The 26750-nt window shown below is 61.1% G+C and carries 20 protein-coding genes; 18 read left to right on the top strand and 2 right to left on the bottom strand.

Features of this window, described 5'->3' with window-relative positions:
- The first annotated feature begins 10 nt into the window (after positions 1-10).
- From AC2CGQ_RS19685 to ybaK, 12 genes are all read left to right on the top strand, one after another.
- On the top strand, positions 11-1027 hold the full coding sequence (locus tag AC2CGQ_RS19685; RefSeq protein ID WP_004940222.1) for a methyltransferase: 1017 nt from the start codon (positions 11-13) through the stop codon (positions 1025-1027).
- Between the two features lie 23 nt (positions 1028-1050).
- Positions 1051-1314 (top strand): acyl carrier protein, encoded by a 264-nt coding sequence (locus tag AC2CGQ_RS19690; RefSeq protein ID WP_004940224.1) that lies wholly within the window; start codon positions 1051-1053, stop codon positions 1312-1314.
- Positions 1311-3257 (top strand): aminotransferase class I/II-fold pyridoxal phosphate-dependent enzyme, encoded by a 1947-nt coding sequence (locus AC2CGQ_RS19695; RefSeq protein WP_075685313.1) that lies wholly within the window; start codon positions 1311-1313, stop codon positions 3255-3257. Before AC2CGQ_RS19690 ends, AC2CGQ_RS19695 begins: the two co-directional genes overlap by 4 nt.
- A 4-nt stretch (positions 3258-3261) precedes the next feature.
- Complete coding sequence (gene pigI / locus AC2CGQ_RS19700) at positions 3262-4737, top strand: L-proline--[L-prolyl-carrier protein] ligase PigI (RefSeq protein ID WP_484593829.1); 1476 nt, start codon at positions 3262-3264, stop codon at positions 4735-4737.
- On the top strand, positions 4734-7022 hold the full coding sequence (gene pigJ, locus AC2CGQ_RS19705; protein ID WP_484593830.1) for a prodigiosin MBC biosynthesis protein PigJ: 2289 nt from the start codon (positions 4734-4736) through the stop codon (positions 7020-7022). The genes pigI and pigJ overlap by 4 nt, the downstream gene beginning before the upstream one ends.
- A 13-nt stretch (positions 7023-7035) precedes the next feature.
- Positions 7036-7350 carry a RedY-like protein gene (locus tag AC2CGQ_RS19710; RefSeq protein ID WP_004940233.1) on the top strand — a complete coding sequence of 105 codons (315 nt, stop codon included), beginning with the start codon at positions 7036-7038 and terminating at the stop codon, positions 7348-7350.
- Positions 7334-7981: a 4'-phosphopantetheinyl transferase family protein gene (locus tag AC2CGQ_RS19715; RefSeq protein ID WP_044031813.1), complete on the top strand. Its 648-nt coding sequence runs from the start codon at positions 7334-7336 to the stop codon at positions 7979-7981. Before AC2CGQ_RS19710 ends, AC2CGQ_RS19715 begins: the two co-directional genes overlap by 17 nt.
- Entirely contained in the window at positions 7978-9036 is a 1059-nt protein-coding gene (locus AC2CGQ_RS19720) for a nitroreductase family protein (RefSeq protein WP_250602511.1), read from the top strand. Before AC2CGQ_RS19715 ends, AC2CGQ_RS19720 begins: the two co-directional genes overlap by 4 nt.
- Before the next feature lie 18 nt (positions 9037-9054).
- Positions 9055-9783 carry a DUF1295 domain-containing protein gene (locus tag AC2CGQ_RS19725; protein ID WP_021504656.1) on the top strand — a complete coding sequence of 243 codons (729 nt, stop codon included), beginning with the start codon at positions 9055-9057 and terminating at the stop codon, positions 9781-9783.
- A 205-nt stretch (positions 9784-9988) separates the two neighbouring features.
- A complete protein-coding gene (gene copA / locus AC2CGQ_RS19730; protein ID WP_414945741.1) occupies positions 9989-12700 on the top strand; it encodes a copper-exporting P-type ATPase CopA in 2712 nt (903 codons plus the stop codon).
- Between the two features lie 133 nt (positions 12701-12833).
- Positions 12834-13640: a TraB/GumN family protein gene (locus tag AC2CGQ_RS19735; protein ID WP_015376874.1), complete on the top strand. Its 807-nt coding sequence runs from the start codon at positions 12834-12836 to the stop codon at positions 13638-13640.
- A gap of 228 nt (positions 13641-13868) precedes the next feature.
- The gene (ybaK, locus tag AC2CGQ_RS19740; protein WP_004940240.1) at positions 13869-14348 is read left to right on the top strand and encodes a Cys-tRNA(Pro)/Cys-tRNA(Cys) deacylase YbaK; all 480 of its coding nucleotides are present in this window, start codon (positions 13869-13871) and stop codon (positions 14346-14348) included.
- 10 nt (positions 14349-14358) lie between these two features.
- Here the strand turns inward: ybaK and dacB are convergent, their stop codons facing one another.
- Entirely contained in the window at positions 14359-15825 is a 1467-nt protein-coding gene (dacB, locus tag AC2CGQ_RS19745) for a D-alanyl-D-alanine carboxypeptidase/D-alanyl-D-alanine endopeptidase (protein ID WP_484593831.1), read from the bottom strand.
- A 354-nt stretch (positions 15826-16179) separates the two neighbouring features.
- Between dacB and AC2CGQ_RS19750 the strand changes: the two genes are divergently transcribed.
- The 6 genes from AC2CGQ_RS19750 to AC2CGQ_RS19775 all read left to right on the top strand — a co-directional run bounded on the left by AC2CGQ_RS19750 (position 16180) and on the right by AC2CGQ_RS19775 (position 25554).
- Positions 16180-16464, top strand: coding sequence for a 2Fe-2S iron-sulfur cluster-binding protein (locus tag AC2CGQ_RS19750; RefSeq protein WP_072010128.1), 285 nt, complete (start codon positions 16180-16182; stop codon positions 16462-16464).
- 13 nt (positions 16465-16477) lie between these two features.
- Positions 16478-17413 (top strand): diiron oxygenase, encoded by a 936-nt coding sequence (locus AC2CGQ_RS19755; protein ID WP_085058553.1) that lies wholly within the window; start codon positions 16478-16480, stop codon positions 17411-17413.
- A 68-nt stretch (positions 17414-17481) separates the two neighbouring features.
- A complete protein-coding gene (locus tag AC2CGQ_RS19760) occupies positions 17482-23190 on the top strand; it encodes an amino acid adenylation domain-containing protein (RefSeq protein WP_484593832.1) in 5709 nt (1902 codons plus the stop codon).
- Positions 23177-23989 carry a cyclase family protein gene (locus AC2CGQ_RS19765; RefSeq protein ID WP_048322355.1) on the top strand — a complete coding sequence of 271 codons (813 nt, stop codon included), beginning with the start codon at positions 23177-23179 and terminating at the stop codon, positions 23987-23989. The genes AC2CGQ_RS19760 and AC2CGQ_RS19765 overlap by 14 nt, the downstream gene beginning before the upstream one ends.
- Positions 23986-24723, top strand: a complete 738-nt coding sequence (locus AC2CGQ_RS19770) for a tryptophan 2,3-dioxygenase family protein (RefSeq protein WP_033633975.1) — start codon at positions 23986-23988, stop codon at positions 24721-24723. Before AC2CGQ_RS19765 ends, AC2CGQ_RS19770 begins: the two co-directional genes overlap by 4 nt.
- Positions 24724-24822: 99 nt before the next feature.
- On the top strand, positions 24823-25554 hold the full coding sequence (locus tag AC2CGQ_RS19775) for a thioesterase II family protein (protein WP_161800771.1): 732 nt from the start codon (positions 24823-24825) through the stop codon (positions 25552-25554).
- A 3-nt stretch (positions 25555-25557) separates the two neighbouring features.
- Here the strand turns inward: AC2CGQ_RS19775 and AC2CGQ_RS19780 are convergent, their stop codons facing one another.
- On the bottom strand, positions 25558-26721 hold the full coding sequence (locus AC2CGQ_RS19780; protein ID WP_033633977.1) for a multidrug effflux MFS transporter: 1164 nt from the start codon (positions 26719-26721) through the stop codon (positions 25558-25560).
- Positions 26722-26750 lie beyond the last annotated feature (29 nt).

Below are 26750 nucleotides of genomic sequence, written 5' to 3' on the forward strand. Positions count from 1 at the left end.
GGAGCCAGCAATGCCTTTAACCAAGCAAGATGCCGTCAATCAGATGATGGGCTTTTTCCAGGCCAAGGCGCTGACCGCCGCGCTGGCGCTGAAGCTGTTCGATCAGCTGCGCGATCGGGACGCCGACGCGGCGCACATCGCCGCGCGGCTTGACTGCCCGGCGCGTTCGACCGAGCAGTTGCTCATCGCGCTGCGGGCCATGGGGTATCTCGACCAACGAGACGGCCTTTATCATCTGCCCGCCGCCCACCGGGCTTTTCTGTTGAGCGACGAACCGCAGTGGCTGGGATGGCTGGGCCGCCACATCGATACCTTCCTGTATCCGCTGTGGGGCGAGCTGAAAACGGCGGTGCGAAACGATGCCCACCAGCGCCGCACGGTATTCGGCGATGACCGCAGTTGGTTCGACATCCTGTACCAAAATCCGGACGACGTGGCGGACTTCCAGGAGTTTCTCGGTAAATTCGCCGCGCCCTTTATCGCCGGCTTTGTTCGCGATTACGACTTCTCGCAACACCGTGCGTTTTTGGATATCGGCAGCGGGATCGGCAGCCTGCCGATGGCGATCGCCGACGCTTATCCGGGGATCGCACTGGCGATCTGCGAACTGCCGCAGGCCTCGGCGTTTTTGCGCGACAAGCTGACGCTGCAAGGCTATGGCGAACGCATTGACGTCGTGGAGGGCGATGTCATCAGCGGCGATCTGCCGATCGGCGGCTATGACCTGATCCACCTGGGATGGATGCTGCACGACTACGCCCCGGAAACCCAACTGACCATCCTGCGCAACATCTATCGGGCGATGCCGGCCGGCGGCCGCTTCATCGCTTCCGAAACGCCGCTGAACGAAGACAAATCAGGGCCGGAATTTACCGCCCTGCTGTCGCTGAACATGCTGGTCTCCACCGACGGTGGCATAGAGAGCAGCGCGCAGGAATACCTGGACAGATTCCGTCTGGCGGGGTTCAGCAACGCGCGCATCATGAAAATTGCCGGCCCACGCACCCTGATCGTCGGCGAAAAATAACCAGTTAGCAACGGGAGCTCGCAATGTTAGAAAGCAAATTGATCCAGCATATCGCCACCCAGTATCTGGATGGCGATCACGACGGCCTGAACGCTCAAACCCCGCTGTTTGAACTGAACGTCGTCGATTCCGCCTCCATTTTCGATCTGGTGGATTTTCTGCGTCAGGAGTCTCATGTCGCCATCGGCATGCATGAGATCCATCCGGCGAACTTCGCCTCGGTGCAGGCGATGGTCGCGCTGGTGCAACGGTTGCAAGCGCAAGTCGCCGCAGGGGGTGTCGCATGAGCGTTCACGCCGTCGATAGCGCCGCAAACGCGCATGAAGCCGTCCGGCAGTCGGTGCTGCACACCTTCGCCCGGCTGACCGAGTATGAACCGTCGGCACTGGCCCTGACCAGCCATCTGGAAAACGATTTGGGCGTCGACTCCATCGCGCTGGCGGAAATTGCCATGGTGCTGAACCGTCAGTTTCAATTAAATACGCCGCTGGAGATCCAGGAGATCAAAACCATTCAGGATGCGCTCGACGGTATTTTGCAGCGCGGTTTCACGCTGCCGACGCCGAACGCCGCCGCGCAACCTGCCCCCGAGACGCCTCAGGCCTGGTTGAGTGCTCTCGTGCGCCAGGTGTTCGCCACCCACAGCGGATATGAAGTGCGTGATCTGTCCCCCGACGCCGCCATCGAAGGCGACCTGGGCATCGACTCCGTCGCGGTGGTGATGGCGCGCAACGAGCTGCTCAAAACGCTGGGCCTGGACGATAACGCAGCGCTGGCGGAGTGCCGCACGTTGGCTGAGCTGGAGCACAACCTGGCGGCGCGGCTGGTTCAGGAACAGGGCGAAGCGTGGTTCAGCCGCTTTGGCCAGCACACCCCCGCGTCCGCTGCGCCGCAGCCCACCAAAGCGCCCGCGTCGCCGGACGCGCGCGATGAGCTCGGCGATCCGCGCACCATGCGGGACTTCGTCGGCATCGAGCACCCGGATTTGTTCCATAAAACGCGTGAGTTTGGCGCTTTTTATCGCGATAAAAAACAGCGTCAGCTTTACTGGTACGGCATGCCGCTTGAAACGCCGTGCAAAAACCGCGCGGTCATGTTCGACGAGATCACCGGCAAAAGCCGCGAATTTCTGATGTTCGGCTCCAACAGCTATCTGGGATTGTCGAACCATCCGGAAGTGATCCACGCCATCCAGGACGCCGCCGGCCTGTACGGCGCCACCAATACCGGGTGCCGCATCATCGCCGGCAGCAACGTGCTGCATCTGGAATTGGAGCGCAAACTGGCCAAGCTCAAAGGGCGCGAAGACTGCATCGTCTATCCGTCCGGCTACTCGGCCAACCTGGGATGCATCTCGGCTCTGACCAGCCGACACGACCTGGTGTTCACCGACGCCATCAACCACATGAGCATCCAGGACGGCTGCAAGTTGGCGGGCGCGCAGCGGAAAATTTATGACCACTCTTTGACCAGCCTTGAGAAATCGCTGGCCAAATACGCCGATCACCCCGGCGGCAAGCTGATCGTCACCGATGGCGTTTTCAGTATGCACGGCGATATCGTCGATCTGCCGCGCCTGATGAAGCTGGCCGAACGCTACGGCGCACGCGTATTGGTCGACGACGCGCACGCGACCGGCGTCTTGGGCAAAACCGGCTCGGGCACGGCGGAACACTTCAATATGAAAGGCCGGGTGGATCTCGAGCTGGGCACCATGAGCAAGGCGCTGTCGGGGTTAGGCGGCTTCGTTTGCGCCGATGGCGAAGTGGTCGAATACCTGCGTTTCTACTCCAACTCCTATGTGTTCGCCGCCACCATCCCCGCCGCAGTCGCCGCCGGCGTGATCGCCTCCATCGACGTGATGCTGCGTGAACCCGAGCGACTGGCCAAGCTGTGGGACAACATCTACTACTTCCGCACGCTGCTGCTTAACGCCGGTTTTGACCTTGAGCATTCCGACTCGGCCATCATTCCGGTGGTGGTGGGTGACGACGCCAAAACGCTGCTGTTCGGCCGCGCCGTCCGGGCGCGCGGGCTATTCTGCCAGACCGTGGTCTTCCCGGGCGTCAGCGTGGGTGACGCCCGCTTACGCATCAGCGTGACCAGTGAACACACGCGTGAAGATCTGGATGAAGCCTACGCCATTTTGGTGGCGGCGGCGCTGGAGACCGGCGTGCCGGTCAACGGCGATGTCCGACGGGAAGAGCGCGCACGCGCCGCCGAGGTCTGACATCATGGCAACCTTCATTTCACCGATACTGGAGGCCCTGTTCCGGCACGCCCGCCAAGCGCCGGAAAGCACCGCTCTGCTGTGCGGCGATCGGCGCTGGAGCTATCGTCGCCTGGCCGATCGCGCCTGCATGATGGCGGCGGCGCTGCGACATGCCGGGTTAAAGCAGCAGGCCGTGCTGCTCAACCTGCAGAAAGGGCCCGACGCCGTCGCCGCCATGTACGCATGTTGGCTGAGCGGCAACCACTATGTCCCTATCGATTTCAGCCAACCGACGGCGCGCATCGAACGCATTATCGCTGCCGCCTCACCCGCGCTGATCGTCGATGAGGGCTGGTTGAGCGCGCTCGATGGCCGCATCGATCTCGATGGCGCCTGGCCGGAAGCGATCGCCGCGCTCGGCTCCCCCCTCGCCGCCATTCTCTATACTTCAGGCTCCACAGGCACCCCGAAAGGGGTGCAAATCACCCATGACATGCTGACGTTTTTCATCGGCTGGGCCGTCAGCGATACACAACTGACGGCGCGCGACGTGCTGGCCAATCATGCCAGTTTCGCCTTTGATCTGAGCACCTTCGATCTGTTCGCCGGCGTTTGCGCCGGCGCCGCGACCTGGATCGTGCGCGAAGATGAACAGAAAGATTGCCAGGCTCTCGTTCGCGGATTGCAAACGCACGGCGTCACTCTGTGGTACAGCGTGCCTTCGATTTTAGCCATGCTGGAAAAGAGCGCGTTGCTGGCGCCATCGACGGTGAAAACGCTGCGCCAGGTCACGTTCGCCGGTGAGCCTTATCCGGCCGCCGCGCTGAGGCGTCTGGTTGCGCATCTGCCGGCCCGGTGCCGCGTCAGCAACTGGTATGGCCCGACGGAAACCAATGTCTGCACCGCCTACGCGCTGGATCGAACGCAGTTGGCGACGCTGGAGCAGATCCCCATCGGCCATCCGTTGCCCGGCTTGACGGCGCAGTTGGTCGATGAACAGGGGCGCCTGCAGCCGATTGACGGTACGCCGGGCCGACGCGGAGAATTGCTGATCGGCGGGCCGTGCGTTACCCCCGGCTACAGCAACGTCGCCTCATCGCGGCAAGCGCAATGGCATCCGCGCCAATGTCACGCGACCGGCGACTGGGTGGAGACGACGGCGAATGGGCTGGTCTACCGCGGCCGGCTGGACGACATGGTGAAAATCAACGGCTACCGGGTGGAATTGGGTGAGATTGAATCGATCCTTCATCACCATCCCTCGGTCAGCCAGGCCGCACTGTATGTCGAGCTCGGCGAGCTGAAGCAAAGACTGATCGCCGTGATCACCCTCCATCCCGGCGCGCTCCGCCCCAACCTGCTGGAGCTCAAGCAGTTCCTGCAGCCCAGGCTGCCCGCCTATATGCTCCCCAGCCAACTGGTGGTCGCCGACAGTCTGCCCACCAATGCCAACGGCAAGGTGGACAGAGGACGTTTGTCCGAGGTGAACGCGCGATGAACCAGGAAATTCATGCCGCGCCGCTGGTGCTGGTCGGCATCGGCTGCGCACTGCCCGGCATCGATCGTATCGATCTGTCCAACGGCGCCGCCTGGTCGGCGCTGTTCGACGCCCCGCCGCCGATGCCGTGGAGCGATGCGGCCGCGCCGATCCGCGGTCGCCAGATCGACGACGCCGCGTTTGATTTCAAAAAATTCGCCATCCCGCCGCTGTTTCGACTGGCGGTCAGCCGCGAGACCCGCCTGGCGCTGCAGGCCGCCTCCGCCGCCATGCAGCATCTGACGTTATCCGACGCGTTGCGCGACCGCTGCGATCAATTTTGCGCCACCCATTTGGGCAGTGATGCGGCCTATCGCAACGCCACCAAAATCGGCGCGCTGCGCAGGCTGGCCGAACGGCTTGACGCTCAGGGGCTCTCACCGGCAGCGGTCATGCGCCGGATTGACGATTACAAACAGCCGCTGGCCCAGGCGTTCGGCAGTTCATCCCACGATCGCGTAGGGGAAATGGCCTCCAGCATTCCCGCGCGCATCGCCCATTTCGCCCGCACGCGCGGTAAATGCCAAACCCTCGACGGCGCCGATCTGGGCGGCCTGCGCTTGCTGCAGTTGGCGCAAGACTGTTTTCGCCATGCCGACAGCCGCATGGCGGTGCTGACCGCCGTACAATGCTTCCACCATCAACCCCAGGCGGACATGCTGTTGGCGCAGGGCGTTTCCTCTTCGGCCTGTTGGCTGGAGGGGGCGATCAGCCTGGTCGTTTGCCCGCTGGACGTCGCTCAGGAACAGGGATGGCCAGCGATCGCGCAATTGTCGACCCTGATCGCCGAACGACAGGATGCCGCGCCGAGCGCCGGCTATTTTGCCGGCGCCAATCAGGTTTTCTGCCATCTCCTCGACATGCTGTTGCAACGGCAACAGACGTGCGCCGGCCACTCGTTCACCGGCTACCGCTGGCGGATTGACGCGGCGTCTCCCCCCTCATTAAAACCGACGGCTTCGCCACGCATCAGCATCATCGACTATCAGCCCATCACCGCGCAGGGGCTGGATAAAGCGCGTTTCTGGCAGGCCTTGCGCAACGGTGAGGACGCCCTGCGCGATCACAGCCCCGAGCAGTTGCACCCCGGCGCCTTCGTGCGACCCACGCCGCAAAAGCTCAGCGCCTACACCGCTCATGCCATGTGCTTCCCGACGCACGATCCGGTGCGGCTTGAGCTGACGCGGCCTATGATGCCGGCCAAAAAGCAGCGCCTCGACGTCACACAACTGCACGCCCTCAACGGCTGCGCGGCGTGGCCCGACAGCCTGCGACGCTTTGAACGCATCGCCATTATCGTCGCCAGCAACCTGTCTTTGAGCGCCGATCGACAACAGGCCATGAGCGCGCTGTGGCCGGCATTGCCTTCCGCCGACGTCCCCCTTTCGCCACCGCCCCAACCCGCGATCAACCGCTGGAGCTGGCATGGCGCCTGCGGCCTCGGCACCGCGCAGCTGTTGGCGCAACAGCTCGGCGTCGAGGCGGACTGCTACGCGGTCGAGGCGGCCTGCGCCAGTTCGCTGGCCGCCTTGCACAATGCGGTCAGGGCGTTACAGGCCGGCCGCTACGATGCGGTGCTCGTCGGCGGCATAGAAACGGCGACGCTCGAACGCGATATGGTGCTGTGCAGCGCGCAAATGATGCTTTCCGCTTCGCGTATGCGACCTTTCGCCCGACAAGCCGACGGTTTTACTCCCGGCGACGGTGGCGGCTTCTTCATTCTGACCGGCCAGGCGACATCGCGGGCCATCGCCACCATCGAAGCGATATCGGGATCTTGCGACAGCTATTCCATGACCGCGCCCGATCCCGAGGGCCAGGCGTTGGCAATCGAAAAAACCCAGAGCCTGAGCGCCGTCGAAGCGCGCCAGATACAGTATCTCGAAGCGCACGGCACCGGCACCGAACTGGGCGATCGGGCAGAAGTCGCGTCATTGCATCAGGGGTATCACCGCGCCGCGCGCGCCCCTTTGTACATCGGTTCGGTAAAGTACAACTTCGGCCACTGTTTCGCCGGCGCCGGTGCGCTCAGCCTGTGTAAAGTGCTGAGCGCTTTCGAACACGGTCAAATCCCGCCCACGCCGGTGGCGACATTGAATGCCGAACTGCCGCTGGCGGCGATCCCGGCCGAAATCCCACAAATCGCGCTCGACTGGCCACAGGGTGAAGACGGGCGTCGGGCGGCGATCAACGGCTTTGGCACCGGTGGCATCAATTACCATTTGCTTATCCATCAACCCATTTAAAAAGGCCGCCCAGATGCACATTATCGTCCATAAGATTCGGCTAAAAGACATCGCCCACCGCGCCGCGTTTCGCGACTGGGTGGAGACGACCGATTACCAGGCTTGCCGCCACCTCGATGCGGTACGCGCCTTCGATGTCATCGAAGTCAGCCCTTCGGCGGAGGCGCCGTTTCACTTTATCGAAATCATTCAGCTGAACTCGCTGAAAATGTTCGAGCGCGAGATGCAAACCCCGCTGTTTCAAAGCCTGGTTGAACGCTTTAATCAGTTGGCGGAAGTCGTTGACGAAATCAGCGGAGAACGCATCGCCGATGGTTATCGAGCTTAGCGTGGCGCCGCGTATCGTCATCGCGCTGGGCGGCCCCCACCGCTGCGCCGCCGTTCGGGGATTGCGGCATCTGTCGGCGGTGAAAAACCACGCGCGGGCACAGGCCATCGCGCTGCTGAACCGGACATGGTGCCGGGGGGACGCGACCGGCTTTACGCTGCGCCATGAGGCGAGTGGACAACCGTTCGGCGAACACCTCCTGCTGGGACGCCGCCACGTTTCTCTCAGCCATTCGCATGCCTGGTACGCCAGCGCCACCGGCGATATCCCGCTCGGCATCGATCTGCAGCATTATCGCCCCTTCTCCGGCGCGGCGCTGCGCTGGGCCTTTGGCGAGGCGGAACAGCGATTGGGACGCATACAGGCCTGCGCCGTCTGGGCCATTCGCGAAGCATTTTTAAAAAGCCACGGCCGCGGCCTGCCCTACGAATTGCGGACGATCGGCATCGACTGGCACACCGGGTTGGTCTCAAGCGCCGACGGCAGTTTGGCGAGCAGACGCTTCTGGCTGTGGCGCAGCCTGGACTGGGCATGCGCACTCTGCTTTCCGGCGGAGGAGAGCATGTCGTTCAGAGCGAACGTTACCGTATTTTCCCTGCCCGCCCCTTCCGCTTTCGGAGCCTTATCATGACCCAAGACCTTTTCGCCGCGGCGCTGCAACAGGCCGTGGACATCGCGCGGCAGGCGCCCTCTTCACACAACTGCCAACCCTGGTCTCTCCACTATAACGCCGCCGCCCGATGTGGCCGGTTGGCTATCGACCGCCGTCGCGCCTTGCAGAGCCTGCCTTCGCTGGAACGCGAGATGCTGATGAGCTGCGGGATTTTCTTCGAGTACCTCAGCGCGCTGCTCAACTGTGCAGGCTCGCCTCTCGCCTGGCGTTGGGAGCATGGCCCCACGCATTTACTGAGCTTTGCCCCCGCCGCGCCTGCCGCGCCCGATCGCGCCGCCCATCGCCAATTGGCGCAGCTGATCGGCGAGCGGCATACCGCACGAGCGGCCTATCAGCCTACGCCAATCAATGAAGCGCAGCGGATGCAGCTGCAGACCCTGTTCGACGGAACGGCGAGTTCGCTCAGTATCGCAGGTGACGAACGCGCTCGCCGTCGGGTCGCGCAGCTCACCGCTCGTCACGCCGCGCTCGATTTCTCGGATCGCCAAGCCTGGCGCGAAACCTATCAATACATCCGCTTCAACGAACGGCAGCCTACCGACGACGGTTTTCACCTGCACCACCTGTTTGGCCCGGTATCCCCAGCATTCAAGCGCTTCTTCCAAGTGGCGTTTCATCCTCGCTTAAGCCGGCTGGCGACCGGGCTGCGCTTGCCGGCTTATATGGCGCAAGGGCTGGCGCAACGCGTCGCGGAAGGCCCGCAATACCTGGCGCTGTGTCTGGACGACGAAAGTGCCGAGCACCTGTTCGCCACCGGCATGCGGCTTGGACGTCTGTGGCTCACGCTGCAACACTGGGGTTGGGGATTGCATCCGATCAGCGTTCTGGTGCAACACGCCGAGGCGCGTCGCGAGCTCGCAGCAACCCTGGCGCTCAGCGCTCCCCCGGTGTTTTTTGCCCGCTTCGGCCACCTGCAACAATGGGGCAGCGCAGCGCCCAGACGCAGCTGGCAAAGCATTTTGACCGCGCCGCCATCCGGCGAATGCGCGCCCCCGGGGAACGATTTCCCCTAATCCGCTGAGGAGAACACAATGAACGTATGGATTGCTTTGGCCGCTGTTTTGTTGATCCTTGCCCTGCTGGCGTTTATTACCAGCCGCGGCGCTCAGGACACTCGCCCGATGTTTCTGTGGGGGTTCAACGCCATGGGGCCGGTTACCCTGGTCTATTGCTATTTCGGCGAGGGCGATCTGAGCCACAAAGCCCTGATCCTTGTCATGGTCGGCCTGTACCTGCTGCGCATGAACATCGTGCTGACACGTTGGTACGGCAACACCGCCGCGGCCAAACTCAAGGACGTGATGCCCACGCAGCAGGTGCCATGGCTGGCGGTGATGATGGTCATGATCTTCGGCGGCCTGTACTGCCTGCCCTTCTACTGGGCCAGCCAGCTGCAGGGGCCGTGGGGCGCGCTGCAATGGCTGGCCATTGGGGTCTACCTGATAGGCACGCTGTTCCACTTCGGCAGCGATTATCAAAAACGGCGCTTCAAACAGGATCCGAACAATAAAGGCCGGCTGCTGAACAGTGGCTTTTGGGGGTTGGCGCGCCATCCGAATTATTTCGGCGACTTTCTTATTTTCGTCAGCTTCGGGCTGCTTGCCGGCAACCTGTTTGGCCTGATCGCACCGCTGACTAACCTGGTGCAGTATTTCGCCGACGCCATTCCCAAAAGCGAGAAAATGGCAGAGAAGCGCTACGGTGAGGTTTGGCGCAACTATAAACGTCAGGTTAAATGTTTCATTCCTTTCGTGCTGTAACCCCAACGCGGCAGCGCGGTTCGGGCAAGCCGACCGCGCTGCCGCCGATAAAACACCTTGTTATACAACACAAAACGACCGTCACGCCCGCGCAAGTAAAAACCGCCTTGACCTTACCCTTGCTGGAAGGTTTAAGCTCCCTTCTTAGTGAAAACAGGTCAGGCGGTTAACCTTTAAACACCGCCCTTAAGCAAGGAGTCCAATCATGTCACACACCACTATGCTGGCATTGCAGGGGCTGTCCTGCATGAACTGCGCGCAGCGGGTGAAAAAAGCCCTGGAAAGTCGCAGCGATGTCGAACAGGCCGAGGTTAACGTCCAATACGCCAAAGTGACCGGCGAAGCGCCGGACAGCGCATTGATCGACAGCGTGATCGCCGCCGGTTATCAGGCCGAAGTCGCGCCGCACGCCGATACCGAACTGCAGCTGACCGGCCTGAGCTGCATGCACTGCGTCGGCACCACCCGCAAGGCGCTGGAAGCGGTGCCGGGCGTGTTCGCCGCCGAGGTCGAGATCGACAGCGCGAAAGTGTACGGCGATGCCGATCCGCAGGCGCTGATCGCCGCAGTAGAACACGCCGGTTATCACGCCAGCGTGGCGGGTGCCGTCGTCCCAAAAACTGAGCCGTTGACTGACGCAACACCTTCGTTGCCGGACGTTCAGCCAGCGGCGCAACCTTCCCTTCCGGCAACCGACAGCGCGGACGACAGCGTACAGCTGCTGCTCAGCGGCATGACCTGCGCCAGCTGCGTCAATAAAGTGCAGCAGGCGCTGCAAAGCGTCCCCGGCGTGGAGCACGCCCGCGTCAACCTGGCGGAGCGCAGCGCGCTGGTGACCGGCGCCGCCGATGCGCAAGCGCTGGTGGCGGCGGTGGAAAAAGCCGGCTACGGCGCCGAGATGATCCAGGACGAAACCGAACGTCGCGAACGCCAGCAGCAGACCGCTCGCGCCAACATGAAGCGCTTTAGCTGGCAGGCGGCGCTCGGTCTGGCGCTGGGGATCCCGCTGATGGCCTGGGGGCTGTTCGGCGGCAGCATGACGCTGACGCCGGAAACCCAGCGCCCCTGGCTGCTGGTCGGCGTCATCACCCTGGCGGTGATGGTGTTCGCCGGCGGGCACTTCTACCGCAACGCCTGGCGCGCGCTGATGAACGGCAGCGCCACCATGGACACCCTGGTGGCGCTCGGCACCGGCGCCGCCTGGCTCTACTCGATCGCCGTCAACATTTGGCCCGATTTCTTCCCGATGGCGGCGCGCCACCTCTATTACGAGGCCAGCGCGATGATCATCGGTTTGATCAACCTCGGCCATGCGCTGGAGCAGCGCGCCCGCCAGCGTTCTTCGCAGGCGCTGGAGCGGCTGCTGGATCTGACGCCGCCCACCGCGCGCCTGGTGACCCACGACGGCGAGCGCGATATCCCGCTGGCGGAGGTGCAGCTCGGCATGACGCTGCGGCTGACTACCGGCGATCGCGTGCCGGTCGACGGTGAAATCGTACAGGGCGAGGTCTGGCTCGATGAAGCTATGCTGACCGGCGAAGCGGTGCCGCAGCAGAAAGGCGCCGGCGACACGGTGCATGCCGGGACGGTGGTCGACGACGGCAGCGTGCTGTTCCGCGCCGCCGCCATCGGCAGCCAAACCACGCTGGCGCGCATCATCAAACTGGTGCGTCAGGCGCAGAGCAGCAAACCGGCGATTGGCCAACTGGCTGACCGCGTCTCGGCAGTGTTCGTGCCGGCGGTAGTGGCGATCGCCCTGTTCAGCGCGGCGATATGGTACTTCTTTGGCCCGCAGCCGCAGCTGGTCTATACGCTGGTGATCGCCACCACGGTGCTGATCATCGCCTGCCCGTGCGCATTGGGTCTGGCGACGCCGATGTCGATCATCTCCGGCGTCGGCCGCGCGGCGGAGTTCGGCGTGCTGGTGCGCGACGCCGACGCCCTGCAGCAGGCCAGCCAGCTGGACACCCTGGTGTTCGACAAAACCGGCACCCTGACCGAAGGGAAACCGCAGGTGGTGGAGATCCTGACCTTCAATCAGGTCAGCGAACAGCAGGCGATCGGCTGGGCCGCCGCGCTGGAACAAGGCTCCAACCACCCGCTGGCGCGCGCCATCATGGAACGCGCCGCCGGGCAAACGCTGCCGCAGGTCGCGCAGTTCCGCACCCTGCGCGGCGCCGGCGTCAGCGGGGAGATCGACGGCGTGCAGGTGCTGCTGGGCAACGCCGCGCTGCTGGAACAGCATCAGGTCGCGACCGCCGAACTGGATGCGCCGATGCGCGCCCAGGCCGAACGCGGCGTAACGCCGGTGCTGCTGGCCGTGGACGGTAAACCGGCCGCGCTGTTCGCCATTCGCGATCCGCTGCGCGAGGACAGCGTCGCGGCGCTGCAGCGCCTGCACCAGCAGGGGTATCAGCTGGTGATGCTGACCGGCGACAACCCGGTAACCGCCAACGCCATCGCCAAAGAGGCCGGTATCGATCGGGTGATTGCCGGCGTGCTGCCGGACGGCAAAGCGGCGGCGATCAAACAGTTGCAGGCGCAGGGCCAGCGCGTGGCGATGGTCGGCGACGGCATCAACGACGCCCCGGCGCTGGCGCAGGCCGACGTGGGCATCGCGATGGGCGGCGGCAGCGACATCGCCATCGAGACCGCCGCCATCACCCTGATGCGCCACAGCCTGCACGGCGTAGCGGATGCGGTGGAGCTGTCGAAGGCCACGCTGCGCAACATGAAGCAGAACCTGTTCGGCGCCTTTATCTACAATACGCTGGGCATTCCGATCGCCGCCGGCGTGCTCTACCCGCTGACCGGCACGCTGCTCAGCCCGGTGGTGGCGGGCGCGGCGATGGCGCTGTCGTCCATTACCGTGGTCAGCAACGCCAACCGGTTGCTGCGTTTTAAACCGCAGAAGTGATCGCCGGGGCGCCGTCATGGCGCCCCGCTGTTTTCCGGGCTTTCCTGCGCGGCGGATAGCGTTTAGCATGAATAACGATTTCCCCTCGCCTTTCATGCTGAAACGCGCACCCGTTATTCAGGAGCCACGCCGTATGGGTCAACTGTTACGCCGCCTCGCCGCCTTTCTCGGCCTGATCTCGCCCAAGCGTTACGCTTATCCGGCGTTGGACATCACCCTGCCTGGCGATCGTCGGCTGCATCTGGTGGGCAGCATCCATATGGGCACCGTCGATATGTCGCCGTTGCCGCCCCGGCTGGCCGCCCGGCTGCAGCAGGCCGACGCGCTGATCGTCGAAGCCGATATCACCGACTCCGCCTCCCCTTTCGACCACGCCGAGCTGCAGCCGGAGCTGGAACAGCGCCTGTCCGCCGAAGAATATCAACGGTTGCTGGCGCTGTGCCATGAGCTGGGCGCCGACCCGCACGCCTTCGCTACCCTGCCCGGCTGGCAGGTGGCGCTGATGATGCAGGCGCGCCAGGCTCAGCGTTTGGGGCTGCGCGCGGAATATGGCGTGGACTATCAGCTGCTGCAGGCCGCCCGGGCGCAGGACAAACCGGTGATCGAGCTGGAAGGCGCGCAGCAGCAGCTGGCGATGCTGGAACAATTGCCGGAGGGCGGCATTGCGCTGCTGCGCGATACGCTGGAACACTGGCATACCAACGCGCGGCTGCTGCAAACCATGGTGAGCTGGTGGCTGGACGCCAAACCGCGCGGTACGCTGGACACGCTGCCCGCCACCTTCAGCGCCGGGCTGTATGACGTGCTGATGCATCAGCGCAATCGCGACTGGCGGCATCAGCTGGAGGCGCTGCCTGCCGGTGACTATGTGGTGGCGGTTGGCGCATTGCACCTGTACGGCGAGGATAACCTGCCGGCGATGCTGCAGCCGCAGGGGTAAAAAAGAGGCCAATATCGCTATTGGCCAGTCAAAGAGGAATTTCTTGTATTCTAGTTATACGCATAGCAACCGTGTTAACGGTTACAGTAAACAGGGTAGCAACCCGGTGAATATCTTGGCAACCCGCTTTATGTAACAGCCGCTCAGGTTGCCGGGCAGGTTGGATTTTTGTATTTTTAAGGCTGGTTATCACCCTTTCCCCGCCGGGGACATTTTGGACAACACATCATGACGCCCGCAGTCGTTCTGCTTGAGAAACAAAAGGTCGCCTTCACCCTCCATCCTTATCACCACGACAGCGACGAAACCAACTTCGGCGACGAGGCGGTGAGAAAGCTGGGGCTGGATGCCGATCGGGTTTACAAAACCTTGCTGGTGGCGCTGAACGGCGACGCCAAACACCTGGCGGTGGCGGTCACCCCGGTCGCGACCCAGTTGGATCTGAAGAAGGTCGCCCGCGCGCTCGGCGCCAAAAAGGCCGAGATGGCCGATCCGCAGTTGGCGCAGCGCGTCACCGGTTATCTGGTGGGCGGCATCAGCCCGCTGGGGCAGAAAAAACGGCTGCCGACGGTGATCGACAGCCCGGCGCAAGCGTTCGCCACCATCTACGTTTCCGGCGGCAAACGCGGGCTGGACATCGAACTGGCCGCCGCCGATCTGTGCCGCCTGCTGGCCGGCAGCTTCGCCGACATCGCCAAACGCGACTGACGCCGCGCGCTCAGCGGCACACCACCGTGGCGTCACAGGCCGCCAGCGTCTCCACCAGGCGGTCCTCCAGCGCCTTCACCTGCGCGCCCGGCACCAGATAGTTATTGCTGATGATGGCGAATGCCAGCGGCCGCCCGGTCGCCGAATCGACATAGCCGCTGAGCGACGATACGCCGGTCATGGAACCGCTCTTGGCGTGGGCGCGCCCCGCCGCCGCGCTGTTCACCATGCGGCTTTGCAGCGTGCCGCCCACCAGCAACCCCGGCTCGCCCGCGACGGGCAAGGCGTGATACCAGTCGGCGAACCACGGCTGTTTTCTGGCCGCCAGCAGCAGCGTCGTCAGCTGTTGCGGCGTGATCTGGTTCATGCGCGACAGCCCTGAGCCGTCCACCTGGCGATACGCGTCGGCCGCGACGCCCTGGCTTTGCACAAATCCGTTTATCGCCCGAAGGCCGGCGTCCCAATCCCCTTTACCCTGCGTCTTGCGGCCCATCGCCTTGGTCAATATCTCGCCGTAGCCGTTATTGGAGACTTTCAGGAAGGTGACGGCCAGGCGGGAGAGCGGCGGAGAGGTTTTTTCCGCCAGCAGCTGTGCGCCGGCCGGCGTCACGCCCTCTTCAACCTTGCCGCGCAGAGTGATGCCGTGCGCGCGCAGAGCATGTTGCAATAAGGCGCCGACGACGAGGGACGGTTGATCGACGGTAATCAATCGCGAGTTGGCCTCCGCCTGCGCGGCGATGGTGCCGCTGACCACGATCCGGTTGCTGCCCGGCCGGCGCTCGTACGTCAGCGCGGTGTCACTACCGGTGGTGGTGCGGTTGACCAGCGTCACCGCGTCATTGGCGGGATAGAAGCTCACCCGTCCCGGCGCGCCGGCGCGGGCGCCCGGCCGCACCGCCACCTGCACCACGTTGATATCGCCGCCGGGAGTAAAGGCGTAGTTCAGCGCCGAGATCGGCGCAGCGAAGGCGAAAGGTTCATCGTCCCAGCTCCAACCGGCGCCGAATGGCGTCTGATCGAAGGCGCCGGCATCCAGCAACAACCGCCCCTGTATATGACGGATGCCGCGCTGCGCCAGCGCTGCGGCGAAGGTGTCGAGATCGTCCGGATGCAGCGTCGGGTCACCGCTGCCCTGCAGATAGAGATCCCCTTGCAGGGTGTCGCCGCGCTGTTTACCGGCGGTCAACAGCCGGGTTTCAAAGCGGTAATCGGCCCCCAGCACGCCGAACGCCGCCAGAGAGGTGAACATCTTCATGTTGGAAGCCGGCGCCAAACGCTGATCCGCGTGCGCCTGATACAGCACGGCGCCGCTCTCGGCATCGCGCACCATCACGCCGCTCGACGCCCCAACCAGCGCCTTGTCCTGGCCGAGGGCCGCCAGCGCCTGGCTGAGGGTTTGTTCGTGACGTTGGCCGGATGACGAACACCCCGCCAGCGCCACGATGGCGGGCAGCAGCCAGCCTGCGGTTTTCAACATGTCATCTTCCTGTTTGCGTTATCAAAACCAAATTGTCGCTCAGGCTATCATTGGAAGGCGGCGGCGTCCTGTTTTCCATTCACTAAACAACGATTTTTGCTTATTGATATTATAAAACAAGCAATAATAAGAATTGCTAAACAATCAAGGCAATAAAGTTTGAATATGAACTATATTATGTGAAATAACCTTTAATATAATGTTAATGTTTTTAATGTGTCTTGTTGACAATAAACAAAGCCAAAGCTATCGTTACTCCCCATTAAAACTCACAACCTATTATTAATAACAATTTACTTATATGAATTTTAAAATGTGATCTCACTCACTGACTTCCATAGGGAATAACACGCCATGTCTGAAAATACAGGGCCCGATGGTCATCAAGTTATTTTTGATGGCGCGGGCATCGGTGACTTTTGTCCTGAAACGTCGCTGCTTGAAAACTTTGAAAGATTAAATATCGACATTCCCAACCTATGCCGAAAGGGGAGGTGCGGCTGTTGCAAATTACTTCTAATCAGCGGAAATATACGCCATGAAAAACAGAGTGCCTTATGCGAAGAGGAGTTAGAAGAGAATATTATTCTGGCCTGCTGCGCCTATTCACAATCGGATATTGAAATAGAACTCTATTAATAAGGATTAACCGATGAGCCTCATTGAAACCACGTTGAAAAAATGGGATCGCGCCGCGATTGTTCGCTCCCGCCCGCGTCGCCTTCTCAACGAACAGGACAGCCAATCAACCCTTTTCTTCCCCCTCGAACGTCTGCCGCTGTGCCTCCATCCGCGCGTTGCCGCGCTCGGTGAACAAGCCTTGCGCTATATTCAGGTACAAACCCTCTACCATTACCTGAATGGCATCGCCAACATCGAGTTGGATATCATCAATGATTCCAGTTACAAGCTCTATAAAAACGCGGTCGGCGTAGACTTTCCGCTTGAAATGCGCTTAGACGCGCTGACTGTGGTCGTGGATGAGTCCTATCACGCCCTGGTGGCGCTGGATCTGATCAATCAGGTAGAGCAGATGACGTCCATTGCGCCGCTGCCGATGCCAAAAGATACCGAGGCCTCCTATGCCCTGGCTCAATCGTTGGCAATGGGGGACGAACGTCTGCGCGAACTGCTGCGACTGGTTTGCGTGTCCCTGTCGGAGCAGGCGCTGACGACCGATCTGATCGATGTGATCAACAACGAAGATATTTTCCCGACCTTCTATCTGGTGATGAAAGATCACGTTGCGGATGAAGGCCGCCATGCCCGCTTCTCACAGCAGGTGCTGAGCCATATCTGGTGCCACAGCGACGCGGCGACCAAGCAAGCGTTGCAACAACCGATTTTGGCTTTCCTGGAAGGCTACGCAACCGACGCTATCGCCAAAGATTTCAGCGCCTGCATGTTGCGCCAACTAGGACTGACAGAAGCGGAAATTATCGACATCATCGCAGACACTTATCCAGCAACGCATGTTAAACCGTGGGAAACCAATAATATCGTCACGGAGCAAATGTTGGTGGCGCTGAATAAATCGGGCATTCTGGCTGATTTGCCTATCGCCGATGCGCTGCATGCAACAATCTAATTAACCGGTATAAAAATCCAGCACCTTTGATATTCCGCAAGGGAAACCATTATTCTCAGGAAGCAAAAATGGAATTACTTCATATTGGCTATTTCGGCGACAGTGCCTGCGGTAAATTATTAACCGACGAAATCCGGGAATACGGCCATCAGGTTAGCTTTATCAGTCTCGAACACCGTCCAACCGAAAAGCTCGACCTTATTATCACCACTGAAAATAACGCTGAAACAATACGACGACTGCAACAGCAGGGAAAAAATCTGCTGACGCTCGCAACCAATAAAAAAAATATTAACGACATTGACACCCTGCAAAACCAAGAACACTTTTCTCTGTACTTTAGCTCCGCCGGCCAGGCCGCTTATCTGTGCGATGCGCTGTCGGATATGGCCGCTGACGCCCAACTTCCCCTGCTGCAGGAAAGGCTTGTCGACATTGTGGTCGAGCTGTCGCGTGGCGGTATACCGCCGGTACAAGAACTTCCCTACCGCTTGGCGCGTAAATACTATGCCGAATCACCGACGCGCATGCGCGAATTGACCGCATTGCTGATGGAACGTCTTGGCGATCAGATGCAGGGACGTTGCGGCAGCGATCTCTGCCATCTCACCTGGCAACCCGGCGCCGACTTCCATACGGTGCCGGTAGCGGACATCACGTCCCCCGCACAGCTGCAACATTTCTTCTTTAATGAAACCGGCGCGCTCAAACAGGGACGCTACGCCCAGCCACGAGTGATGGTCGACGTAGCGGCTTGCGGTGACGGCACTCAGCTTACCCTGTATGGCGACGACATGCGTTTCAACGCGTTCACCGACTATCTTGACGCGCTATTGGCAGATCCGGCCGATCCCGTCGCCGCGCCCATTGTTACTCAACCTCAAACGTTACATCGCCTGAGCCAATTCAACGCAACCGACGATGCCGAGCTCCTGGCGCACGACGTCATCGCTTTGTTCCGCCACGCCGCCGCCGCTCATCCGCAACAGGCCGCGCTGCATGCCGATGGCCAGACATACAGCTATGGAGAAATCGATCGCGCCTCGGATCAGTTTGCCTGTTGGCTGCTTGAACACAGCGGCGCCGCCAGTTCGGTCGTCGCCGTCTCGATGGACAAGTCAGCGACGCTGCTGATCGTGCTGTTGGGGATACTGAAAAGCAATAAAACCTATGTACTGCTCGACCCGCAGGCGCCAGCGGCACGCAATCAAAGCATTCTTGACGACGTACAGCCCGCGCTGATTTTGGCCGACTCGCCATTGCACTCCGGCGACGCGCCGTGCATTGCGCCATCAAGCATTGATTACCGTTCGCTGAACATCCATGCGGAGCAACTCCCTCAATCGCGAGACGCTCTGGCTTACGTCTGCTATACCTCCGGGACGACAGGCAAGCCCAAAGGCGTCATGATCGGGCGTGAAGGCCTGAGCAACGTGGCGCAAAACCACCGCGATTTCATTGGACTGGCGCAAGGCAGCCGCGTGCTGGCCATCGCCTCGCTGGGTTTCGACGCCTTCGGCTGGGACGTCTATGGCGCGTTAGTCAGCGGCGCGACGCTTTATCTTGCGCCCTCGGAGCTGCATACCGATGTCGGCGCGCTTCACGACTATCTGACTCAACACGATATCGGCCATATCACTATTACGCCGGCAATTCTGGAATTGTTGCCCCGCGAAATGTGGCCGGGACTGCGGACGATGATCGTCATGGGAGACGCCCCGCCTGCGGACGTCGTCGCCTGGTGGGCCGAGCGCACCCGATTGTGCAACGGTTACGGGCCGACCGAGGCTTCCATTGCCACTTCGCTGTGCGAGTATCGTCCCGGCGTTCCCTGGAACTGCATTGGCAAACCGCTGAAAAACTACCGTTGCCACATCCTTGATCTCCACCATAATCCACTGCCGGTCGGTTTTGAGGGCGAACTGTGCATCGCCGGCAGCGGCCTGGCGCACGGTTACCTGCATCAAGAGGCGCTGAGCGCAGAGAAGTTCATTATCTGTCGGCTGCCGTATATGGCGGCCGAAGAGCGTCTTTATCGAACCGGCGACATCGCCAAATGGGACGAACAGGGCAACATTATTTTCGTCGGCCGCCGTGATCACCAGGTGAAGATACGCGGAGTGCGCATCGAGATGGGAGAAGTGGAAAGCGCCGTCCGCAGTCATCCACTGGTTGAAAGCGCCTGCGTGGTCGCTCGCAGCCAGCCCTCGGGCAAAATTCTCGCCGCCTTCGTGCAACCCGCTTCGCCTGAGCTGACGATCGACGCGCTGCGTCACGCGTTGGTCACACTGCTCCACCCCGCCGCGATCCCCAGCGTCTTTATTTTCTTGCCGGCGCTGCCGCTGACCATCAATGGCAAGATCGCCCGCCAACAGTTGGAAAACTGGCCACTGGATGAGCGGAATGAGCGCCTGACGCCGCCGGAAACCGAAACGGAGGCCATTCTCGAGCGCATCGTGGCCAACGCGATCGGCTGTCCGCAAGCCGACGTCACCCAGGAGTTCATCAACCTGGGCGCGCACTCGCTGACAATGAGCAAAATCGTCGCGCTCGTCGCACGCGATCTTTGCTGCCACCTGAGCATCGCCGATCTGTTCCGCCACAATACGGTGCGCAAACTGGCCGAATATATCGAGAATAAGGCCGTTGCCGCAGAGCGCGCCATCGCGATCTGCGACGAACGCCGCGCGCCGCTCAGCCCACAGCAGAACCTGCTTTGGTACCTGAGCGCATTGAATCCTGACGATTGCAGTTACAACCTGCCGCTGGCGATAGACATCCAGGGCCCGCTTGATCTGGGGCGCTTTGAGCAGGCGATCAATTTTATTTATGAAAAACATGAAAGCCTGCGCACTCGTTTCAGCGAAACCGACGGTGTCGCCTATCAGTTGGCAGAACCGCATACCCCGATTCGCCTTGCCGATCACTGGGTGGACGGCCAAACGCTGTCGGCAGAAAAGTGGGTGCGCCAACTGTGTGCCACGCCTTTCGACATCACCGCTCGCCCGCCGCTGGTGCTTCGGCTGGTCCAGTATCATCAGCAGCACCATGTTTTGATTTGGGTAAAACACAACATTATTACCGACGCCTGGAGCGAACAACTGATCCTTAACGATCTGTGGCAGCGCTATAACGAGCTTGACGATCACCACGGCTTGGACGCACCGCAACCGCAGATTCAAACTATCGACATCGTCAATAGCGGCATCGCGTCACCTGCGCCGGCGGATGTCGCTTATTGGCAACAGCAACTGCAAGACTGCCGCGAACTGGACTTCCCGCTGGATAAACCGCGCCCGCTGATGCCGACGCACGCCGGAGAGCGCATCCATTATCAGCTGCAGCCTGACGTGGCCGGTCTGCTGGCGTCACGAGGCAAAGCGCTGGGCGCCACGCCTTTCGCCTTGCTCTGCGCGGCATTAAGTTTGCTGCTCAGCCGTTATACCCAGCAGCAGGATATTGTCATCGGCACCGCCATCGCAGCGCGGGATAACCTGGATCAGGCGCAGGTCAGCGGCTTCCACGTCAATACCGTACCGCTGCGTATCCGACTGAGCGAACAGGACACTCTGGCCGGACTGATCGGTAACATGATGGAAACCTGCATCGGCGCCTACCAGCATCAGCAGCTCTCCTTCGACCGGATCTTGCACCAGATCGAATACGAACGGATGTCGAACAAAAATCCGTTATTCCAGATCATGGCTATCCTGCAGAACGCCGGTGACGTATGCCAACAAAACCTGCGCGATTGCACGCTGCATCGCTTGCCGCTTTCGTCCGGCTTCTCGATGTTCGATATGACCTGGAACTTCAGTGTGGAACAGGACGCCGTCGCCATCGAGCTCGATTACGCCAGCGAACTGTTTTATCCCGCCAGCATGCAAATGCTGTTGGACAACTATCAGCAAACGCTGCGGCAACTGCTCACCCTGCCGGCCAATACGGCGCAGCTTGCCCTCAACCCGCTATGCGAACGGGAACAACATTGGCTGCAACAGTTGGCCGTCAACGCCGACGCAGGTTCACGTGACTCGTTGCTGATGCACATTGGCCGGTTGGCACATACTCAGCCTGACAGCCTCGCCGTCAGCTGCGAACGGCAACAGTACAGCTACCGTCAGCTGTGGGCGCAGTCTGAGCGCGTCGCACATGCATTGCTGCGCATCGACAGCCGGCCTTTCTCGGTCGGCGTCATGATGGAGAAAAGTTGCCACGTCGCCGTGCTCCTGCTCGGCGTGCTGAGAGCCGGCAAACACTACGTGCCGATTGACGTACACTACCCGGCCGACCGCGTGAGCTACATGATCGAGAACGCGCAAGCCCGGTTGCTGGTGACCGATGGTGAGCCAGAGCAAGGTTGGGCCAGTCCCGCCGTCGGTTTCGACTCGCTGGTTTCTCATCCTGCAGCGGCCGACGCGTTGCCGATCCCAGCCGACGATACGCTGGCCTACATCATGTACACCTCAGGCTCAACCGGTAACCCCAAAGGGGTGATGATCACGCACGGCAACCTGAACAATTTCACCAACGACTTCGTCGGACGGCTGGCGCTGAGCGCGCGCGATAAGGTGCTCAGCCTGACCAGCATCAGTTTCGATATTTTTGGGTTGGAACTTTTCTGCTCGCTCGCCGGCGGCGCGCACGTCACGCTGTGTCCACGAGAAACCGCCATGGATCCGGTCAAGCTGTATCACTTTATCGAGCGACAGCAGCCCAGCGTGATTCAAGCGACACCTACCGTCTGGAGTACCATCGCCCACCATCTGCCGGCGGCGAGCCAACGCCCCCTGACCGTGCTATGCGGCGGCGAGAAGATGCCGGAGGCCCTATTGACGCAATTGCGACGCATCGCGACACGGGTGCTGCAGGTGTATGGCCCGACGGAAACCACCATCTGGTCGACCTGCGCCGATCTGACTCACGAAGGCGCAAGCGACTGTATCGGCACGCCGATCCAGAAGACTGAGGTTCTGGTCATGGATCAGGCCGGCAACCCGCTGCCAAGCGGCGCATTTGGTGAGCTGTGGCTGGGCTGCGCAGGGGTATCGCCGGGGTATTGGCGCAACCCGACGCTGAGCGATAAGGTCTTTCTACGGCGTCAGGCGTTCGGCGCCGAGCGCTATATGTACCGCACCGGCGACATTGTGCGTTTTAATCGACAGGGGCAGCTGGAGTATCTCGGCCGGAACGATCACCAGGTCAAAATTCGCGGCCACCGTATTGAGTTGAGCGAAATCGATCTCAGTCTATCGTCCCTCGACAATATCGAGCGGTCACTCAGTTTAATTGTCGGTGAAGGCCAGCAGGCCCGCATCGTCAGCTACCTGCAGTTAACGCCGGGCGAAGAGCTGAATGAAAAAGCGGTACGCACGGCGCTGAAAGCCCGTTTGCCGAATATCATGATCCCGTCCGGTTTTGTGGTGCTGTCGGCCTTCCCGCTCACCAACAACAACAAAATCGACATTCGTCGGCTGCCAGCGCCGGAAACCCGCTACTCGGCTTCCGAAGCGGACTACACGCCTGCGGCCAACGAGGCGGAAAGCGCCATGCAGCATATCTGGCAACAAGTATTGTCGCAGACGCAGATCAGCGTCTGCGACAGCTTCTTCAGCCTGGGTGGAAATTCACTGCAGATCCCGCAGCTGCTGCACGCCATTCGTCAACAGATGGGCGTCTCGCTGACTATCCGCGAATTCATCATGCACAGCCAGATCCGCGAACTTACCGCTCTGGCCTTGAGCAAAACTGCCGAGGTCGCCGATGAAACGCATTGAGGTGTACCACCAAGGGCGTTGTCATCACCTTGACCACCGAGAGCCGCTGCGGCTCTCGGCCAGGCTGGACTTCGCCGATAACTCAACCAACCTTTATGGTGTGGCCCCCGCCGACTCGGCGCCGCTGAGTTACGGTGATACCGTCGCCAGCGTGCGTCATGGCGGGGTCTGCAACGCCGAGCGCATCAGCCTGGTGCCGCACTGCCATGGTACGCACACCGAATGCATCGGCCATATTCTTCCTGAAACGCACAACGTGGCTGATTTGCCGCTTGAACCGTTCATCGCCGCCACCCTGATTCGCGTCAGGCCGCAGCGAGCGGACGCGACCGCGGAAAGCTATAACGCCAGCGCTGTCTGCGAAGACTGGCTGATTACCCGGGCGGCGCTCGATGACGCATTGGCGCCGTTGTCGGGCGACTACCTGCAGGCTTTGGTGATTGCGATCGAGGCGCCGAGCGAATTCCGCGCCGCGTCCTGCGCGCCCTACTTCAGCCATCAAGCCTTGGCGCGCATCGTCGAACTCGGCGTCCAGCATCTGTTGGTGGACATTCCGTCGATCGACCGACTATACGACGGCGGACGCATGGACAACCATCGCCGTTTTTGGGGGCTTGAGGCCCCCGACAGGCCGCAAGAAGGGCGCAAATACGCCTCCGTGACCGAGCTGATTCAGGTTCCCGCGCAGGCCACGGCGGGACACTATTTTCTGACCATTCAACTGCCGGATCTGAGCGGGGATGCCCTTCCCAGCCGGCCCATCTTATTTTCGTTTTCTACAGGGAAAGTGACATCATGAATTACGCCAGCTATCTGCAGCTAAACCAGCTGCTGTCGCTGCAACAGCCAGCCTCGCCGTCTGCGGAACACCGCAATGAAAACTTGTTTATCATCACTCATCAAACCTACGAGCTCTGGTTCAAGCAGCTGATCGATGAGCTTCATCTGGCGATCGCGCAGATCGAAGAAGGAGATATACCGGCGGCGATCGAAACGATGACGCGCGTCAATGCCATTACCCAAACCGTGGTGAATCAGATCGCCGTGATTTGCACGCTGAAGTTTCACGAATTCCAGCGTTTTCGCAGCTATCTCGGCACCGCCAGCGGTTTTCAATCCTACCAGTTCGCCGGCATAGAAGCGCTGCTCGGCAAGGAAAATCCGAAAAAACTACAGCAGTATCAGGGTGATGAAGAGGCACAGCGCCGATTGGCGGCTATCATCCAACCGGTTTCACTATGGCAGGCAATACGCGGCCATCTGATGCGTCTCAATGACCAGCCCAATCAGGCGGCGCGGGGCTTCGACGACATCATCAGGCAATCGCTGACGCGTTCGAGCTGCGAGTCGCTGCTGCTCAATCAACTGCTGGATTTGGATTCACTGCTGCAGGAGTGGCGTTACCGCCATGTGAAACTGGTGGAACGTACTATCGGGCAGCGGAAAGGTACCGGAGGTTCATCGGGTTCGGACTATCTGAAATCTACGCTGTTCACGCCGATCTTCGATGAATTGTGGAACGCCATCAACTGAATGCGTTCCTTAACGCCAAGGAAGCTCAGGCTTCCTTGGCCTCCTGAAAATACGGATTTCGCCATGCATTGCACCCACTTCCCCAACGCCCCACGCAGCTTGAAACCGCTGACGCCAGGGCGCCAGGGCAGCCTGCGGCTGATCGCTTTTCCTCATGCCGGCGCCGGCGCCACTGCCTTTCAGGGGTGGAGCCCCTCGTTGCATCAGGACATCGAACTCTATGCCGTGCAATACCCCGGTCGAGAGGAGCGGGCAAACGAAGCGCCGCTCTGTCACCCCCAATCACTCATCAATCAACTGATGCCGGCACTGCAGCCACTGCAGGACAAACCGCTGATCTTTTTCGGCCACAGTCTTGGCGGACGGGTTGCGCTGGCGTTAGCGACGGCGCTGCCTCAGCCGCCGCTGCAGTTGATCATTTCCGCCAGTTCATCGCCCTTCCTGGCGCGCCACAGTGCGTTGCTGAGAATGCCGCGTGCCGCTTTGTTGAACGCGCTATGTGCCGGCGAGGGTCTGGATGCGTCGCTCATCGGCGACAGCGCGCTGCTCGATTACTATCTGCCGCTGATCCGTGCCGATCTGATGCTGTCCAGCCAATTGCTTTTTCCTGAGCAGCCGGGTTACCCCGCCCCGCTGGCGATGTTTTATGGTGAAAACGACGAGCTGATCGATCGGCAGGATTTGCTCGACTGGCGCCGGATCGCGCAAGGCGATTTTCAGCAGCGCACTTTTGCCGGCGGACATATGTATATCACCACGCAGCGCGACGCCGTGATAGCCGGCATTCACCAGTTGCTGGCAGGCCACCTGAGTGAACCAGCCAGCATATAGCCGTCAGGCGTTTTCACTCTCAGGCATCGCCAGACGACGCTCGTTGTGCACCACCCGCCACGCCAACAGCAGCACGCAGAGGCTGCAGAGCGACAGCACGGCGCCCAGGTGCTGCGAAAGCCCCGCCAACACCAAGCCACCGCCGAGCATCAGGTAATACATCAGGCCAAGGATGGCGCCGGCGGTACCCATGCAGTCTTTATAATGGCGCAGCGCGCGCGCCAGAATATTGGGAATGGCGATGCCGTACGCCATCACCACCAGCATCATCGGCAGAACGAACCACAAGCTCCCTTCCAGCAGCAGTACCAGCAGGCCGCCGATCAGCGATAATCCGCAGGCCAGCATCAACAGTGCGGGGAACAACCAGTGCTTACCGATCAAAAACTTGTTGATCGCCGCGCCGATGCCCACCCCGGCCGCCAACACCAAACCGGTATAACCGAACCACTGCGCCGGCAGCGCCAACGCCGAGAAGTGGAATGGCGCCAGCTGGTAATAGCTGAACATGCAAATATTGAACAACGCCACCAACAGCGCGCTGAGCCAAATATCCCCGTCCTTGACCATCCGTCCCAGCGTGCCGAAAAATGAATTCTTCACCACCTGTTGCGGACGCGTCTCCGGCAGTTGCCAACCGGCATAGCCCAGCAACAGCGCCGCCAACAGCGCCAAACCGCCGAACACCCCCTGATAGCCCCAATAGTGAGTCAGCACTGCGCCGCTCAACACGCCAACCGCCGGGCTGATCGCCATGGCGATCCCCATCACCGAGAACACCCGCGCCAATTCATAACCGTCGAAGCGATCGCGAATCGCCGTTTGCGTCCCGACCGAACCGACCGCCGCGCCAAAGGCGGCCAGCACCCGCGCGGCCAGCAGCACGCTGAAGCTGCCGCTGAACAGCGCAACGAGAGAAGCCAGCAGATAGAGCGTCAGCCCGGCCAAAATGGTGGGACGGCGTCCGATGACGTCGCACATCCGCCCCCATACCACCACGCCCAGCGCAAAGGCGAAAAAGTAGCAAGAGAGCGTTTGCGCCGCCATCTCCGCACTGACCCGGAAACCGTGCGCAATATGCGTCAATGCCGGGCTGTAGATGGTCTCCACCACCTGGGGAAACATCATCATCGACGTCGCCAACGTCAGCGTCAGTTTACGTTGCATAACAGATCCTGTAGCCAAGAATAGGCTGC

It is taken from the genome of Serratia sp. DFXYC6, assembly GCF_057196085.1.